The 16,714-nt window shown below is 73.2% G+C and carries 12 protein-coding genes and 1 pseudogene; 3 read left to right on the top strand and 10 right to left on the bottom strand.

Features of this window, described 5'->3' with window-relative positions:
- Positions 1–726 precede the first annotated feature (726 nt).
- Positions 727–1,071: pseudogene (locus tag CHF16_RS34520) on the top strand (3-hydroxy-9,10-secoandrosta-1,3,5(10)-triene-9,17-dione monooxygenase oxygenase subunit); the annotation flags it as partial.
- A gap of 167 nt (positions 1,072–1,238) precedes the next feature.
- Here CHF16_RS34520 and CHF16_RS34515 read toward each other — a convergent pair.
- The gene (locus tag CHF16_RS34515) at positions 1,239–2,663 is read right to left on the bottom strand and encodes an amidase (protein WP_089330385.1); all 1,425 of its coding nucleotides are present in this window, start codon (positions 2,661–2,663) and stop codon (positions 1,239–1,241) included.
- A gap of 218 nt (positions 2,664–2,881) precedes the next feature.
- On the opposite strand from CHF16_RS34515, the gene CHF16_RS34510 reads away from it, so the two are divergent.
- Both CHF16_RS34510 and CHF16_RS34505 read left to right on the top strand, forming a co-directional pair.
- Complete coding sequence (locus CHF16_RS34510; RefSeq protein ID WP_143228228.1) at positions 2,882–4,021, top strand: ATP-grasp domain-containing protein; 1,140 nt, start codon at positions 2,882–2,884, stop codon at positions 4,019–4,021.
- 15 nt (positions 4,022–4,036) lie between these two features.
- Entirely contained in the window at positions 4,037–4,879 is an 843-nt protein-coding gene (locus CHF16_RS34505; protein WP_089330383.1) for an LLM class flavin-dependent oxidoreductase, read from the top strand.
- A gap of 12 nt (positions 4,880–4,891) precedes the next feature.
- On the opposite strand, the gene CHF16_RS34500 is transcribed toward CHF16_RS34505, so the two are convergent.
- The 9 genes from CHF16_RS34500 to CHF16_RS34465 form a co-directional block, all read right to left on the bottom strand.
- Positions 4,892–6,160 carry an amidohydrolase family protein gene (locus CHF16_RS34500; protein WP_089330382.1) on the bottom strand — a complete coding sequence of 423 codons (1,269 nt, stop codon included), beginning with the start codon at positions 6,158–6,160 and terminating at the stop codon, positions 4,892–4,894.
- Between the two features lie 80 nt (positions 6,161–6,240).
- The gene (locus CHF16_RS42005) at positions 6,241–6,375 is read right to left on the bottom strand and encodes a hypothetical protein (RefSeq protein ID WP_264159645.1); all 135 of its coding nucleotides are present in this window, start codon (positions 6,373–6,375) and stop codon (positions 6,241–6,243) included.
- Between the two features lie 31 nt (positions 6,376–6,406).
- A complete protein-coding gene (locus CHF16_RS34495; RefSeq protein WP_089330381.1) occupies positions 6,407–7,399 on the bottom strand; it encodes a CgnE/CgnB domain-containing protein in 993 nt (330 codons plus the stop codon).
- Positions 7,400–7,486: 87 nt separating this feature from the next.
- Positions 7,487–8,314, bottom strand: a complete 828-nt coding sequence (locus CHF16_RS34490) for an ABC transporter permease (protein ID WP_179271844.1) — start codon at positions 8,312–8,314, stop codon at positions 7,487–7,489.
- On the bottom strand, positions 8,311–9,081 hold the full coding sequence (locus CHF16_RS34485; protein ID WP_179271843.1) for a thioesterase II family protein: 771 nt from the start codon (positions 9,079–9,081) through the stop codon (positions 8,311–8,313). Before CHF16_RS34485 ends, CHF16_RS34490 begins: the two co-directional genes overlap by 4 nt.
- Positions 9,074–10,072 (bottom strand): LLM class flavin-dependent oxidoreductase, encoded by a 999-nt coding sequence (locus CHF16_RS34480; protein ID WP_143228227.1) that lies wholly within the window; start codon positions 10,070–10,072, stop codon positions 9,074–9,076. The genes CHF16_RS34485 and CHF16_RS34480 overlap by 8 nt, the downstream gene beginning before the upstream one ends.
- A gap of 22 nt (positions 10,073–10,094) precedes the next feature.
- On the bottom strand, positions 10,095–15,593 hold the full coding sequence (locus tag CHF16_RS34475; RefSeq protein WP_089330378.1) for a type I polyketide synthase: 5,499 nt from the start codon (positions 15,591–15,593) through the stop codon (positions 10,095–10,097).
- Positions 15,594–15,932, bottom strand: coding sequence for an acyl carrier protein (locus CHF16_RS34470; protein WP_089330377.1), 339 nt, complete (start codon positions 15,930–15,932; stop codon positions 15,594–15,596). It lies immediately after the preceding gene.
- A 97-nt stretch (positions 15,933–16,029) separates the two neighbouring features.
- Positions 16,030–16,710: a GNAT family N-acetyltransferase gene (locus CHF16_RS34465; RefSeq protein ID WP_089330376.1), complete on the bottom strand. Its 681-nt coding sequence runs from the start codon at positions 16,708–16,710 to the stop codon at positions 16,030–16,032.
- Positions 16,711–16,714: the final 4 nt, after the last annotated feature.

The following is a 16,714-nucleotide window of genomic DNA, read 5'->3' as shown; positions in this document are numbered from 1 at the left end:
CCCGCAACTGGCCCTGGGCCGACGCCTGGCGGCAGTTGTTCACCACCCTCCACGCCCCACCCGACAGCCGCTGACCTGCCGTTATCCACCGCCCGAGCGGGCCCGACCGGAACCGAACACGTGGAAAAGCTGGGCAGACCAGCCGATCACCCCTGCCCGCGGGCGGCCGATAACTCGACCGTCCTCCCGAAAAGACCGAGAGATCGACCTCGATACACCATCGGTGGATCGAGGCTAAGGGATCCTCCACTAGAAGACACCCCCGAAGGGGTGCAACCACGACAACGGCAAGGCAGAACGCCGTGCAAGCCCGTCTGAACCTCTTCGGCACCCCACCGCAGCCAGGTCCCTGGGACACCTACGACGGCCACGGCCCAACCGGTCCTCAACGCGATCGCGGAAGGTCTCAGGCAGGCGACCTGACCGGCCGAGAACCGGCGACCGCCCCGAGAACTCACGGCCCGTGAGTTCTCGGTGCGGTCGCCGGGGCTTCTGGCAAGACGTGATCACGGCCTGCCAGGAGACCTCCGGTACCGGGAACCGCCCAGGGTTCTGGGAAGACGGGCTTGCGTCCCGGCCCGGAAGGTCACCAGGTGATGAGGAGGTCGGTCATGCCGCCGGTGAGGACGCCGTCCAGGTAGACCGGTTCGTCGGCGAGTCAGTTCGGGCAGCCGTGTCGACCATCGCGTCGACCAGTTCGTCGGCGACAGCGACGACTTCAACAGCGCTCGCCTGGCCGCGGCGAGCGCCGACATCGACGCCTCTTCCCTGCAGCTCGTACGCGACATGCGTGAACTCATGGAGTACGCGGGAGCGGATGAGACCATCCCCATGGCCTTGCGCCGCGGAATCCGGCGCGACCAGGCGGTGGCGACGCAGCGCGCCGCCGCGGCGATGGACCAGCTCTTCGAGCACTCCGGGGGAGCGGTCATCCGGACCGGCAACGCCATCGAGCAGGCATGGCGCAACATCCACACCACCCAGGCCTTCGCCCTCAACGACCTCGGCCGCACCCTGGCCATGTACGGAGCAGGCGAACTCGCGGTCGAAGGCCAACCGCCCATGGTCTGAGCCCACGGACAACGACCTACGGTCGACGCTCCCCACCGCGAGCAATTCGGCCGGTCCGCCAGGGCCGCTATTGGGAGAGAGCGCAGGCAGCCACCAGCGGCTTACTCGCAGTGTCACACGCAGATTCCCGAAAGATCGACCTCGATGCGCCTCCGGTGGATCGAGGCTCAGCTCATGGGGACGTTGGCGGTTCGCGGCCAGGGGGCCGCCTCTTCGAGCTGGGAGGACAACCGGAAGAGGAGGTCTTCCCGGGCATAGGGGGCGGCGAGCTGGATGCCGATCGGCAGACCGGTCTCGGTCCGGTGCAGCGGGAGGGAGATCGCCGGTTGGCCGGAGATGTTGCCGAGGACGGCCGTTTCCGCCATGGCGGTCCACCTCGGTGCCGTTTCGGCGAGGGGCCGGTCGCCGCTCATCGTGCCGAGGGGCGGCGGAAGCCAGGGGATGGTGGGGCTCAGGACCACGTCCACCGCGCTGGACGCGAGTACGATGCGGCGACTCCAGCGGGCCAGCGTGTCGAGCGCGTCGAGCAGGTCCGCGGCGCTGGTCGCGGCGCCCTGGGCCACGGCCGCGGCGGTGCCCGGCTCCAGGTCGTGCATCGGGATGCCGATACGCCGTTCCCATGCGGCGACCTCGCGGGCGACGGAGGCGGCTATCACCACTCCCATGGCCGCGGCACCGGCGGGGTCGGCGAACGCGATGGGATCGAGCGTCCGCACCCGGTGGCCGAGTGACTCCAGCAGCCGCGCCGTCTCGTGCACCGCGGTGAGGCACTCGGGGGCGAGCGGCCCGCCGGAGGGGCGTGTCTCGAGCAGGCCGATGCGCAGCCGGCCGGGATCGGCTCCGACCTCCGCCGTCCACGGGCGGGACGGTGCCGGGGCCGCGTACAGGTCGCCGGGGGCCGGGCCGGCGGTGGCGTCCAGCATCGCGGCGCTGTCGCGGACGGTGCGGGTCAGGACGTGCTCGTGCGTGAGAGGGCCCCAGTACGAGGCGAACGGAGCGAGTGTCGTGCGGCCCCGGGAGGGTTTGAGCCCGACGAGCCCGCAGCAGGATGCCGGGATTCTGATCGAGCCGCCCATGTCGTTGCCGTGCGCGCAGGCGACCATCCCCGCGGCGACCGCGGCGGCCGAGCCGCCGCTGGAGCCTCCCGCGGACCGGGTGAGGTCCCAGGGGTTGCGCGCGGGGCCGTGGCCGAGCGGCTCGGTGGTCGGCGACATCGTGAGCTCGGGGACCTTCGTCCGCCCCAGCAGGACCAGTCCGGCCGCGCGGTAGCGCCGGGTCAGCCCGGTGTCGGCGGCCGACACCCAGGGGTGCTCGCGCAGGTACGTCATGCCGTGCTGGTAGCGGTCGCCGGCGGAATGCTGCACGGCGTCCTTGAGCAGGAACGGGACGCCCGCGAAGGGCCCGGCGCCGGTGGGCCGGGCGGCCTCGTCCAGAGCGCGTTCGAAACGTTCCGCGGTGAGGGCGCCGAGCACCGGGTCGAGCCGCTCGATCCGGTCGATCGCGGCCGCCACGAGCTCGACCGGACGCAGCTGCCCGCTCCGCACCAGCTCGGCCTGCGCGGTCCCGTCGAGGTCCAGGAAGTCGTTTCCCATCGCCGCCCTCCCCGCTGCGCACCGGGATGGAATATCCGCGCGGACGTCCTTCAATTTCCACTCCGCCCATTGTAGATTCGATCATGGTGAAAGCGGCTCTCCGCTGTGCAGGAGAAGGGATCCGCATGTCTGACGAGCGACCGCTCATCCTTGTCATCGGGCATGGTTCCGAGCTTTTTCGCGGCCATCTCCTGGAATCCGTCGGGGCCCATTACCGGGTGCATCTTTTCTGTCGCGCGGAGCCGACCTGGGAAGGGCCGCACATCGTCGGCAGCACGGTCTTCGACGATGTCTTCGACGTCCCGGCGCTGATCCGGGAGGCCGTGCGGCTCGCGGCCGCGGCCGAGGTGCGGGGCGTGGTCAGCTGGTCCGACGACCTCGCGGTGCCGGCCGCGTACGTCGCGGAGAGCCTGGACCTGCCCGGCGGGAAGCCGGAGATGGTCATCGCCTGCAGCGACAAGCACCTCACGCGGACCGCCCTGGCCGCGGCGAACGTGCCGCAGCCCCTCTCGATCGCCGTGTCGCGGACGGAGGAGGCGCTGCGGGCCGCAGAGCGGACCGGGTACCCGGCCGTGCTGAAACCCCGCGGCCTCGCCGGCAGCATCGGGATCGTCCGGGTGGACGACGCCGCCGGACTCGCGTCCTGGTTTCCCTGGTCGTCCACCGCGCGGGCGGCGGGGGCGCCGCGCTACGCGACGCCGGTGCTGGTCGAGGAGTACCTGGACGGGCCGGAGATCAGCATCGACTCGGTGGTGCACCGGGGCCGGGTGCAGCCGATCTACCTGGCCCGCAAGGTGGTCGGCTACGAGCCGTTCTTCGCCGAGCTCGGGCACTACGTGGACGGCGCCGACCCGCTGCTGGCCGATCTGCGGGTCATGCAGGTGCTCCAGGCCGCGCATTCGGCGCTCGGCTTCACCGAGGGCGTCACCTTCACGGAGATGCGGCTGACCCGCCGCGGCCCCAAGGTCATCGAGCTGAACGGACGGCTCGGCGGCGACCTGCTGTCGCTCCTCGGCCGGTACGCGACGGGGATCGATCCCGGGCTGGTGTCGGCCGCCGCGGCGTGCGGGCAGGCACCGGTCCTCGCCCCGGACCGGAAGCTCACCGCCGGCATCCGGTTCTTCCATCCCGAGCGCGACGACACCACGATCAGGTCGATCCGCTTCGACGAGGAACGGCTGCCGCCCGAGGTGGTGCGCGCGGTGACGCTCGCCGAGCCGGGGGAGACGGTGTCCCCGCCGTCCCGGGACATCCGGTACGGGCGGATCGCCTACGCCGTCGCGGTCTCCGGGTCGATCGACGAGTGCGCTCAGGTCCTGGACGAGGCGGAACGCCTGCTGCACGTGGAGACGGCCTGACCCCGGAGGGACCCCATGAAACCCACGTTCGGGCTCTACCTGCCGCAGGTCCGCCGGAGCTTCGCTGAACTGGCGACGCTGGCGGAGGCGGCGGAGGACCTCGGCTTCGAGGCGGTGTGGTTCATGGACCACCTCGCGCTGCCGGGCGTGCCGGGCGGGGCCCTGGAGGGGTGGACGGTCGCCACGGCGATCGCGGCGCGGACCAGCGTCGTGCGGGTGGGGCACCTGGTGCTCTGCGAGTCGTTCCGGAACCCGGTGCTGCTCGGCCGGATGGCGGTGACGCTCGACCAGATCAGCGGCGGGCGGCTCAACCTCGGGCTCGGCTGGGGCTCGTCGCCGTCCGAGCTGACCGGTCTGGGGTTCACCCCGGACCCGCCCGTAGTGCGGCGGGCGCGCCTGGCCGAGTTGCTGGACGTCCTCGACCTCGTCGTCGGCGGGCGGCCGGTCGACCACGCCGGCGCCTTCTTCACCGTCCGCGATCCGCAGGGCGGCCCGGCCGCCGTGCAGCCCCGCATCCCGCTGACCATCGGAGGCGTCGGCAAGGGGACGATGGCGCTGGCGCGCGAGCGGGCGGACTGGTGGAACTGCTGGGCCCCGGACACCGCGCGGCTCGGCGAGCTGATCCCGCAGGCCGGCCCGGCGCGCGTCTCGGCGAACTACGAGATCGCCTTCTCGCATCGCGCCGACGTCCCCGGCTTCGTGCTGACCGGGCCGCCCCGCGATCTCGCGCGGCGGCTGTGCGCCGACCGGGACCTCGGGGTGCGGCATTTCGTCGTCCAGATGGTCGATCCGGCCGGAGGCGTCGGGGATCTGCGCCGCTTCATGGACGAGGTCGCCCCCGCCGTCACGGGAGGGTGACCGCGGCGGTCCTCACGCCTTGCGGTTGTCGACCCACCGCGTCGTGCTGGAGCCGGGCGTGATCCCGGCGAACGCGGGGCTCTTCGCCACGCCGGCCGGCAGGGATCCGGGGTCCACGCCCGCGCCGACCTCGTCCCGCGGGGGGCCGATCCGGGCGGCATGCCGGGCGAGGGCCTCCAGGTCGAACCCGAAGACGCGGGCGGCGTTGCCCGCGAGCATCAGCTCCACCTCGTCCTGCGGCACGCCGGCGTAGGCCAGCCGGATGGCCTCCTCGCTGTAGGGGTAGGTCGCCTCGGTGTGCGGGTAGTCGCTGCCCCACATGATCCGGGAAACGCCGATCGACGACCGGATCGCGGTCTCGGACGGGTGCATGAAACTGGCCCCCGCGTAGCACTGGCGCCGCCAGTACTCGCTCGGCCGGAGCGTCAGGTTCCTGGCCACGGTGGCGCCGTGGCTGAGGTCGCCGCTACCGGACGCCGTGCGCATCGAGGCGACGAAGCCGTCCATGGCCCGGAGCGCGCCGGGGATCCAGCCGAGCCCCTCCTCGGTGAAGACGACGTTCAGCTCGGGGTGGCGTTCCAGCACGCCGCCGAGGATCAGGTGCCGCAGCGTGCGCTGGTCCCACCAGCGCAGCTCCAGCATGAACAGCACGTGGTCCTCGGGGCGGTCGCCCGCGCGGGGCGCGGCGCTGCCGCTGTGCACGTTGACGGGCAGCCCGGCCTCGACGCACGCGCGCCAGACGGGGTCGTAGTACTCGTGGTAGTACAGCGGCGGCAGCCCGGACCCGGGCGGGGTGCCGGGCAGCAGCAGCCCGCCCCGCAGGCCCGCCGCCGCGGCGCGCCTGATCTCGGCGACGGCCTCGCCGATGTCGTGCAGCATCACCTGGAAGACGCCCGCGCGGCGTCCCGGCGCGGCGGCGCAGAAGCCGGCCAGCCACCGGTTGTGGGCGCGCAGGCCCGCCCAGCGCCGGCGCAGGTCCTCGGCGCTCTCGGCGGCCTGCTGGCTGCCGAGCGAGGAGGCGGAGAAGAACGGCGGGATCGTGTTGGGGAACAGGACCTCGGCGACGACGCCGTCCTGCTCCAGCTCGCGCAGACGGCGGCCGGAGTCCCAGTTCCGGGTCCCGTCCTCGCCCTTGAGGTCCTCGTAGGGCACCTCGTACGAGGCCGCCCAGGCGTCGAACTCGTCCCGGTACGACGGGTCCAGGTAATCGCGGTACTCCAGGAGGTCCGCGCCGCCGTGGCAGTCCGCCGAGATCACCGTGTAGCGCGTCCGCTCGGCCATCGCGTCTCTCGCTCCGTTCTCGTGCTGCGGGGTGGCGACCGCGTGCGAGGGCGGACGCGCCGCCCCCGCACGCGGACCGGCTAGATCCTGGCGTAGCCGTAGCTGAGTGACGCCGCCTCGACGGGGTCGGCCGACTCCAGCCGCTCGGCGCCCTCGACGAGGGTGTCGTCCTCGTCGACGTTCCAGGACTGGTCGTTGATCGTCAGCTCGCGCATGTCTCTCCTCCTCTCCCGGGATGGTGGGGGTTCAGCGCGGTGCTTCCGCGCCGCCTTCCTGGAACCGGTGCCCGCACTCGGCGACGACGAAGTCCATGTGCGCGCCCGTCATGCCCTCGCCGAAGCCGAGGTGCAGCGTGCCGGCCCCTTCGTTGAGCTGGGAGTTGAGCTCCCAGTCCACCTGCGGGAGGAGGTTCATGTTGGTGCCGAGGCCGAGTTCGAGCGTGTGCCCCTCGTAGGAGGGGTTGGTCACGTCGACCACGGCGTCGGTGTAGTCCACGCCGCCGGCCCGCACCGCGGTGAGCACCCCGTCGGCGAGGTGCAGCTCGATCGGCCCGCGCGCGGTGATCTCCTCACGCAGGCGGGCGGCCCGGCGGATCCGCTCCTCGCCCTCCGGCCGGACGCGCGCGTCCCGGGCGACGAGCAGGCCGGACGCGACCGCCGTGCCGGCGATGTCGAAGGCTCCGCGCCAGTCGGTGGACGACGGAGCGGTGATGGAGAACTCGCAGAAGCTCGCCACGCTGACCCACTTGCCGGGGCCGATGCAGGGGTCGAGCCAGGCGTCGGCGCTGAGCCGGTCGGCCAGCGAGCAGGTGAGGTCGGTCCCGTTGCCCTCGAACACGAGCGCGCCGGGCTGCTCGGAGATGCTGCGCGCCCAGTAGCGGTTCCACTCGCAGGCCGCGCCGTAGTCGGTGGCGCGGACCATCCGGAGCGTGTACTCGGCCACCGGGAGGGACGGGTCGAAGCTGGCGATCGGGACCAGCAGCACCCGCATGCGGCGGAACAGCCTGCGGATCTCGCGGCTGACGAGCCGCCCGCGCAGGAGCAGGACGACGTTGGCGTCGTCCGGCAGGCTGGCCACGCCGTCGAGCGGCACGTCCCGCATTCCCAGCCCGGCCGCGTACCGGTTCAGTTCCGCATCGTCCGAGACGACGAATATCTCGCCTTCCGGAAAGACCTGGCGCAGATTGTGCCCGGTCTCTCCGGACTCCGCGTGCGAACCGATTTCAGGAGTCACCGACATGCCTTCGATCATAGAAAAGGCCCGCCATTTCAATAATCCCCGAAACCACTACTTCCGAGGGCTGTCCCATAAATGGGACGGTCGTGGTCAGTGCTGGCCGAGCGCTCCCTCCGCGCGCATCCGGCGCTCCACCCGGCCGAAGAGGGCGCTGCCGCCGGCCAGGCAGAGGCCCGACGTCGCGACCAGGGCGCACACCTCCACCGCCGGCGGGTAGAGGGAGTCGGCGCCGAGCGCGGCACGGCGGCTCAGGTCGATCGCCCAGGTGGTGGGGATGAGGTAGGAGACGGGGCGCAGCGCGTCCCAGAGCACCGCCACCGGGAACGTGACGCCGGCGAGGACGGTCACGACGTAGCCGAGGTTGTCGGTGAGACCGACGGCCTGCCGCCAGAGCAGCGACAGTGACGCGCTGACGAGCCCCATCCCGGCGAGGCCCGGCAGCAGGGCGGCGAACACCGGCAGGGCCAGCAGCGTCCCGGGCCCGTAGCGGGCGCCGGCGATCAGGCTCACCAGCACGGCCATCGCCACCCCGGCGATCAGGCTCAGCCCGGTCATGCAGGTCATCAGGCCGAGGACCAGGGCGCGGCGGCTCACCGGCATGGCCCATGTCTGCTCCAGTGTCCCGAGGCCCCGTTCCGACGCCATGGCCTGGGCGGGCCCCGACAGGACGGTGCCGGTGACGGTCGCCCCCACCAGGCCGGCGGACAGCCATCCGCCGAAGTCAGAGGTGCCGGTGAACTCGTCCATCCCCAGGGACCGGCCCTTGACGAGGAACGCGGTGCCGAGGAGCAGCACGGGCAGGACGAGCTGGTACAGGGGCATGAGCAGCATCGTGTTCAGCAGGGTCAGCGGATAGCGCCGCAGGACGCGCAGTTCCTTGCGCGCAACCGCCAGGAGGGCGCGTTGGTCCGGGCTCACCCCGCGGCCTCCGGCGCGAGCCTCCCGCGCACCAGCCGGACGACCGCGTCGCGCGCCGACTCCAGGAACAGGTGGCCGCCCGCCACGAGCCGGACCTCGAAGGCCCCCCGGGTGTAGTCGGCCCAGGCGGGCAGGAGGGCGGCGGACACGGAGGCGTCGTCGAACCCGCCGAGGACGGTGAACGGGCAGTCCAGCGGCTCTTCGGCCGGCGGCCGGTAGTTCTCGAACAGCGCGAAGTCGTCGCGCAGCTTGGGCAGGAAGACCTCCAGCAGCTCGGGTTCGCGGAGCAGGAGCGAACCGGCGTCGTAGGTGCGCAGGCGTTCGAGGAACGCCGCCTTCGGCAGGCTGTGGGCGGGCGGGTCCGGATCGGGACGGTTCGGGGGGCGTCCGGCGGACGGGAACAGCCGCACCGGCCCGGGCAGGCCCCGTGACCGCGCCCCGTAGGCCAGGGCCAGCGCGATGCTGGCGCCCATGCTGTGCCCGAACAGGGCGTAGGGCGCCGTGCGGAGCGCCGGGCCGAGCTCGTCGAGCAACTCCTCGACGAGGTCCTCCATGGAGCCGGGGAGGTCCTCGTCGAACCGGTTCTCCCTGCCGGGCAGCTGGACGGGCCAGACGTCGACGCCCGCCGCGGCGAGCTCGCGCACCCACGGGCGGTACGCCGTCGCGCCTCCCCCCGCGCACGGCAGGCACAGGAGCCGGACACGCGGCGCGCTCGCCGGCAGCGTGAAACGCGTCCACCGGCCCGGCGGCGCCACCGGCTCAGGCAACGCAGACCGCCTTGAGGAAGCGGTCGAACGCGTCGGGAGTGTCCAGTTCCAGCGGCCGGTCGCCGATGGCGGTGGCCGGGACCGGCACGCAGCCGAGTGTCCGGTACTCCTCCAGCCGTCCCGCGATGTCGCCAGCGTCCCCGGTGATCGCGATCGCGTCCGCCATCGCCCGGTCGATCTCGCCGGCCGCCAGCCGGTCCCCGAACCCGGACGCCTCGAACACGTGCCGGTACGACGGCATCATGGCGTACTGGGTGATGAGGCCCTCCAGGTCGGAGTACAGGTTCGGATGGTCGTCGGCCAGGTAGACCGGCACCTCCACGAGGACGGGCAGCGTCGCGGGGTCGCGGCCGATCCGCGCGCACGCCTCCTGGACCGCGGGCAGCACGTGCTCCTCGACGTAGCGGACGGGAGCGAGCCACAGCAGGAGGCCGTCGGCCAGCTCCGCCGCCAGCTCGATCATCTTCGGCCGCATCCCGCCGAGGAGGATCGGGACGTCGGCGCCGTGCCCGGTCACGTTGGAGGCGTGCGCGGTGTGGTGGCGTCCGACGAAGTCGGCCCGGCCCTCGCGGAGCAGGGTCCGGACGATGGTCAGGTACTCGCGCATCGCCGCGACCGGGGGGACGGGGGCGAGGCCGAGCACGAACTCGTTGATGAACGGGTGCCCCGCTCCGAGCCCGAGGGCGAACCGCCCCCCGGACAGGTCGGCCAGCGCGGACGCCGTCTGCGCCGCCTGGACCGGATGGCGGCCCGCCACCGGGGTGACCGCGGTCCCGATCCGCATCGAGCGGGTCGCCGCGGCGCACCCCGCGGCCACGAGGGTCGAGTCGTGGTTGTCGGGGACCTGGCTCAGCCACAGCTGCCCGGCCCCCGCCTCCTCGGCCATCCGCGCGCGGTCGGCGGTGGCGCGCAGCCCGTGCGCGCCGGGGCCGAGGAGCAGCGGGTTCGCCGCCGTCCGCAGCTCGTCCGCCGCGATGAAGGATCCCGTCATCGTCGCCACCTTTCCCGGACGCTCAGCGCGCGCCCTGCTCGTTCTCCACCAGTTCGGCCAGGGCGCGGACGGTGGGGCGGCGGAACAGCCGCGCCACCGTGATCTCCACGTCGAAGTGCTGCCGGACGCGCCAGGCGAGCTGCACGGCCATGAGCGAGTTGCCGCCGAGCTCGGCGAAGTCGTCGTCCAGGCCGATCTCCCGGATGCCGAAGGCGTCCGACCACAGGGCGGCGATCCGCTGCTGGAGCGGCGTCTCGGGCGCGACGTAGGGGGTGTCGAGGAGCCGTTCGCCCTGGGCGTCCGCCGTCGTCACCGCCGCGCCGTCGCCGAGCTCCCGTTCGAGCACGTCGCCGGTGAGGGACTCGACGCGGCGCAGGTTCGCCTCCAGCCCCTCCGGGCACACCACGAGGTGCGGTGCGGCGCCCCACGCCCCGAGCAGCGCCCGCAGCGCGTCCATGCCGGTGGCGGGGGTGATCATCCAGTCGGCGCGGTCCTGCCCCGCGCCGGGGGCGGGCGTGCCGGCGCCCGGCCCGTGCGCCGCGGGAGCGTCCTCGGCGGGGCCGTCCGCGAACGAGGCGGGGTCCACCCGCCGCAGCGCGTACTGCTCGATCTCCGCCAGCTCGGTGCCGTCCGGGGCCATGACCCGGATGTCCGCGGCGACGATCTCGCCCTCCGCGTCGTCGAGCTCGCGCACGTCGACGTGGAAGCGGGGCGGGAGCGGGGCGCGGACGAGGATGCGCCGGTAGCTCAGCGGCAGGTACTTGTTGCCCTTGCGGATGCCCTCGATGACCCGGGCGTTGGAGACCGCGTCGTCGAAGAGCCCGGGGTGCAGCGCGTACTGGCCGCACTCGGCGCGGAACTCCTCCGGCAGCGCGATGGTGCCGAGCTGCCTGCGCGTCCCGATGTCGACCCGCTCGACGCTGTACCAGTGGGGCCCGAAGTCGACGATGCCCCTGGACCGGAACTCCGGGGTGGGCTCGAAGCGGAAGTCGGCGCACTCCGCCCGGACGGCTTCGACGTCGTGCACGGGGGCCGGTGTCGCGGGCACCGTCCGCACCCGCGCCCGGACCCGTTCCGTCCAGGCGGACGGGTCGTCGGCGTCGGCGGGCGCGACCGTGAAGGAGACGTCGTGGAACCCGTCCTGCGCGGGACGCAGGGTGATCCGCATCTCCTGGTCGGTGCGGACCTCGATGGGGCCGAGGAACACCACGTCCGTCATCTCGACGTGCCGCTCCTCCGCGCCCGCGCCGAACGCCGCGACGGCCGCCGCCCGGATCATCTCCAGGCAGCCCGACCCGGGCATCAGCGGGATGTCGCCGACCCGGTGGTCGGTGAGCATCCAGTGCGAGTCGGGGCCGAGCACCGTGGAGAACACCACGTCGTCGGAGAGGTGGTCGTGCAGGCGCCGCCCGAGCAGCGGGTGGTCGGCGGGCTCGGACCACTTGCCGCCCCGCATCTCACGGAACACGTTCGGGGTGATGCGGGCGGCGTCCACGGCCATGCCGACGTCGCGCCAGGCGCCCCAGCTCACCGACAGGACCCGGGCGCCCGAGGCGGCGCGCCGGCGGGCGTAGGCGTCGAGGAAGTTGTTCGCGGCGCAGTAGTCGACCTGGCCGAAGTCGCCCACGACCGACGTGATCGAGGAGTACAGGACGGCGAAGTCGACGCCGTCGCCGAGGACGCGGTGCAGGGCGAGGGTCCCGGCGACCTTGGGGGCGAGGACCCGCCGGGCGGCCTCCCGGTCCCGGACGGCGAGCAGCCCGCCGCCCGCGACGCCGGCCGAGTGGAAGACGCCGTCGATGCGGCCGAACCGCCCGGTCGCCTCGGCGACCACCGCCGCGAGCGCGTCCTCGTCGGTCACGTCGCAGGACCGGGCCAGGACGGTCCCGCCCAGCTCCTCGATCTCCGCGAGGTCGCCGAGCAGCCGCCGGGTGGCCTCGTCCGTCCTGTCGTCGGCGAGGAGGGCGGGCCACGTCTCGCGCTCGGGCGGCGCGGTGCGGCCGAGCAGGACGAGGTTCGCCCGCACCGTCCGGGCGAGCTCGCGCGCTGTGGTGAGGCCGATGCCGCCGAGCCCGCCGGTGATGAGGTAGGTGCCGCCCTCGCGGAGGATGGCGGGCCGCTCCTCGGGGACCTCCACCGGGACGCCGGTGTACGACCACGCCCAGCGCTTCAGCCCGCGCCACGCGACCTGCCGGTCGGCGTCGTCGTCGCGCAGGCACTCGCGGAGCAGCCGGTCGGCGACGGCCTCGGCCGGCTGGCGGGACGGGGCGGCGAGGTCCACGCTGCGGCAGCCGACGTGCCGCAGTTCCCGGTTCATCAGGATGGCGGGGCCGAGCAGCGTCGCCTTGCCGGGCTCGTTCGCGCCCTCGCCCGAGACGTCCTGCATGTTGGTGCTGACGGCGACGATCCGCACGGGTTCGTCGGGGAGGCGGTCCTCCAGCGCCTGCGCCAGCAGGAGCAGCGCGTAGAAGCCGAGGTCGCAGGCTCGTTCGACGGCCTCGGGGGCGAGCGGGTCGGGTTCGGCGGCGGTGGCCGTCCAGCCGTGCACCACGCGGGTGGGGAACGCGCCGTCGCCGAGCGCGCCGAGGAGGGCCTCGTAGTCGTCCCGTTCGGTGGGACGCACCGTGAACCGGTCCGTGCCCGTCTCGGCGAACCCCGGCCCGGCCGTCACGCGGACGACACGCGCCCCCTCGGCCTCCAGGCGGTCCGCGAGATCCTCCACCGGCCCGGTGCCGGGGGTCAGCAGCAGCCACCGGGAGCCTTCCGGCACCGGGGGGATCTCCGCCGGGATCGGCCGTTCCGTCCAGACCGGGGCGTACACCGCGCGCTCCACCGGCAGGGCGCCCTCGTCCGGGTCCTCCGCGTCCGGGCTCGCCGTCCCCGCGGGGTCGGGGTCCAGCCAGTACCGGCGGCGCTCGAAGGGGTAGACCGGCAGCGGCACGCGGCGGCGGTCCCCGCCCGCGGCGCCGTCCCAGCCCACGGGGACGCCGGCGCTCCATAGCCGCCCCAGGGCCTCCAGGGCGAGGGTCTCGTCGTCGCCCTCGCCGAGCGGGTGCCGCATCGAGGTGGCGAGGACGGTCCGCGCACCGGGAAGGCACTGCCGCGCCGCGCCGGTGAGCGTGCGGCCCGGCCCCGCCTCCAGCAGGACGCGGTCCGCGCCGTCCGTCAGCGTCCGCACGCAGTCGGCGAAGCGGACGGCGCTGCGCAGGTGCCCGGCCCAGTAGCCGGGGTCGGTGGCCTGCTCGGCGGTGATCCAGGTGCCGGTGACGTTGGAGAGGAACGGGATCCGCGGCTCGTTCAGCCGCACGCGCGCGACGCGCTCCCGGAACGGTTCGACGATCGGGTCCATCATGCCGCTGTGGAAGGCGTGCGAGGTGACCAGCCGGCCGCATCGCACGCCCCAGGGCGCGAGCCGCTCCTCGAACGCGTCCACGGCGCCGTCCGGGCCCGCGACGACGGTCGCGCCGGGCCCGTTGACCGCGGCCACCTCGACGCCGCCGAGGAGCATCGGGACGACGAGGTGCTCGGGCAGCGGCACCGCCGCCATGGACCCGCGCGGCATGCCCTGCATCAGCTCGCCCCGCGCGGCGACGACCGCGACCGCGTCCTCGAGGGAGAGGACGCCCGCCAGGCAGGCGGCCGCGTACTCGCCGACGCTGTGCCCGAGGAGCGCGTCGGGCACGACCCCCCACGACGCGAACAGCCGCGCGACCGCGTACTCGACGGCGAAGAGGGCCGGCTGGGCGAGCCGCGTCTGCGCGAGCGCCTCGCCGGTGGCGCCCCCGTAGAGGAGATCGCGGAGGTCGGTGCCGATCAGGGGCTCCAGCATCTCGGCGCATTCGTCGATCACGGAGCGGAACACCCGCTGGGTCCGGTAGAGCCCCGCCCCCATCCCCGGGTACTGGGCGCCCTGGCCGGGGAAGAGGAGCGCCACGCCGCGCGCGTCCGGCGGGACGGGACGGGTGGACGCTGACGCGCCGGCCAGGTCCCGCAGGGCCGCGGCGGCGTCCTGCACGGTGGACGCGACCACGGTGCGGCGGTACGGGAATTCCCGGCGGCCGTGCTGGAGCGTCCACGCCACGTCCGGGAGGGGCGGCGGATCCGGCTCGCCGAGGTGTTCGGCGAGCCGCGCGGCCATCGCGGCCAGCGCGCCGCCCGTCCGCGCCGAGAGCGGGATCACCTGCGGGGAAGGGCGCTCCTCGGGGACGCGCGCGTCCTCCGGCGCCTCCTCCAGCACGATGTGCGCGTTCGTACCGCCGATGCCGAACGAACTCACCCCGGCGCGCCGCGGCCCCGTCCACGCCACCGGCTCGGTGTTGACGTAGAACGGGCCGGAGGTGAAGTCGATCGCCGGGTTCGGCTCCTGGAAGTGCAGCGTCGGCGGGATCGTGCCGTGGCGGACCGCCAGGCAGGCCTTGATGATCCCGGCGACTCCGGCCGCCGCGCCGAGATGCCCCACGTTGGTCTTCACCGAGCCGAGCGCGCAGTACTGCCGGCCGGCCGCCCCCGCCGCGCGGAACGCGTCGCTGAGCGCCGTCACCTCGATCGGGTCGCCGACGAGGGTGCCGGTGCCGTGCGCCTCGACGTACCCGATCGAGTCGGGCGGCACCTGCGCGACCGCGAGCGCCTCCATGATGAGCCGCGTCTGCCCCTCGACGCCCGGCGCGGTGTAGCCGGCGCGGTCGGCCCCGTCGTTGTTGATCGCGGAGCCGCGGATGACCGCGTACACGTGGTCGCCGTCGGCCCGGGCGTCCGCGAGCCGCTTCACCGCGAGAACGCCGACCCCGCTGCCGAAGATGGTCCCGGACGCCGCGGCGTCGAAGGCGCGGACGTGCCCGTCCGCCGAGCCGATCCCGCCGTCCACCCGCCAGTGCCCGCGCCCGTACGGCAGCCTGACGTCCACGGCGCCGACCAGGGCCATGTCGCACTCGCCCATCTGCAGCGACTGGCAGCCCAGGTGGATCGCGACCAGGGCCGTCGAGCACGCGGTCTGGACGGTGAAGCTCGGGCCCCGGAGGCCGAGCCGGTAGGAGACCGTGGTGGCCAGGTAGTCGGGCTCGGTGGCCGTCGCGACGCTCATGCCGCCGGCCGCGTCCACCGCCGCGGCGTTGCGCCGCACGAAGTCCGAGCCGTACCGGTACTCTCCGGCCCCGCCGAACACGCCGACGGTCCCCGCGTAGCGGCCGACGTCGTATCCGGCGTCCTCCAGCGCGCTGTGGCAGGTCTCCAGGAACAGCCTTCCCTGGGGATCGCGCAGTTCGGCGTCGCGCGCGGTGTAGCCGAAGAAGGCCGCGTCGAAGCCGTCCATGTCGTCGATCATCGGGCAGGCCTTGACGTAGTCCGGGTCCCTGATGATGCGCTCGGGAACGCCGGCGGCGCGCAGTTCGTCGTCGGTCAGGAAGCGGATCGCCTCGACGCCCTTGACGAGGTTGTCCCAGTATTCGCGGACGTTGTTCGCGCCGGGGAAGCGGCACGCCATCCCGACCACCGCGACGTCGTTCTCCCGAATGTCGTCGGCCATTTACCCGTCACCTTCCGTCCGGCGGGCGCGTGCCGCGCCGCGCAGTGCCCGCTGGCGCCCGCCCGGCGCGGGCCGGCGTGCTCTCCCGGCCTGGGGGGAAGCGTCGCCTCCGCCTGTCAGATAGCGGGCCATGGCTCTGATGTTCTGATGGCGGTAGAACGCGACGAGCGGTATCTCGCGTCCGAGTTCCGCGCTGAGGTCGGCGCGCACCTCGGCGATGGTCCGGGAGGTTCCACCGAAGTCGAAGAAGTTCACGTCGACCCCGATACCGCGTTTTTCCAAACGTTTCTCCCAGGCGTTCCGGACGAGGGCCAGCATCGCCGGCTCCACCTCGTGCACGCTCGGCGTCCCTTCTGTGGGCGACACGGTCGATACCACCACGCCCGGCGGCGGCCGGACCAGTCTCTTTTTGGAGGTCTGACCGGGTCTGACCTGGTCAGCGCTGTGCGTCTCGGCGATGCGGGGGCATCGGGCGAGCGCGCCCGAACAGGTCCGCCAGATGGTGGTCCGGCATCTTCGCGAGGTGCTCGCGCACCAGGGTCCGTGCCTCCTCCTTGTCGGCGCGGGGAATCTCGTCGAGCGTCGACAGGAAACCGCCCGCGGTGGCCAGTTCGTAGAACTCGTCGCGCAGCACGGAGCACAGCGCGGCGTCCTGGTACTCGCCGTCGAGGTAGAAGTAGTCCCGCAGTATTCCTTCGAGCGTCACGTTCCACTGGGTCAGCGCGGGAAGCGCGTGCTTGTTGTACAGGCCGAAGATGAATTCGACCCGGTGCGCGTTCTTCATATGAAACAGGTAGTTCAGCAGCAGGATGCTGGCCTCCGCACCGAGCCCCCGATCGTAGAGTTCGGGATCGCCGACGCCGGTCCCGATCACGTAGCTGCCCTCGTACTCCTCCTTCGCGGTCCACGTGACCGCTCCGACCCGCCGCCTGCTGCCTTTCTCCACCACGATGAGGAAATGGGTCCGGCCGTGCAGGTTCTCGTTCTTGAGGTCGTCCGCGGAGAACAGTTTCTGCTTTCCGAGCGCGTACCATCCGGACGCCGAGGAGAACCACTTGGCGAGGCGTTCGTAGTCGCCGGGGAGGCAGTGTTCGAGCGTGGTCAGGGTGCCGATCATGAGT

Source organism: Actinomadura meyerae (genome assembly GCF_900188445.1).
GTDB classification, from domain to species: Bacteria; Actinomycetota; Actinomycetes; order Streptosporangiales; family Streptosporangiaceae; genus Spirillospora; species Spirillospora meyerae.
Note: the sequence above shows the minus strand (reverse complement) of the source record. Positions and strands in the feature narration are given on the sequence as shown.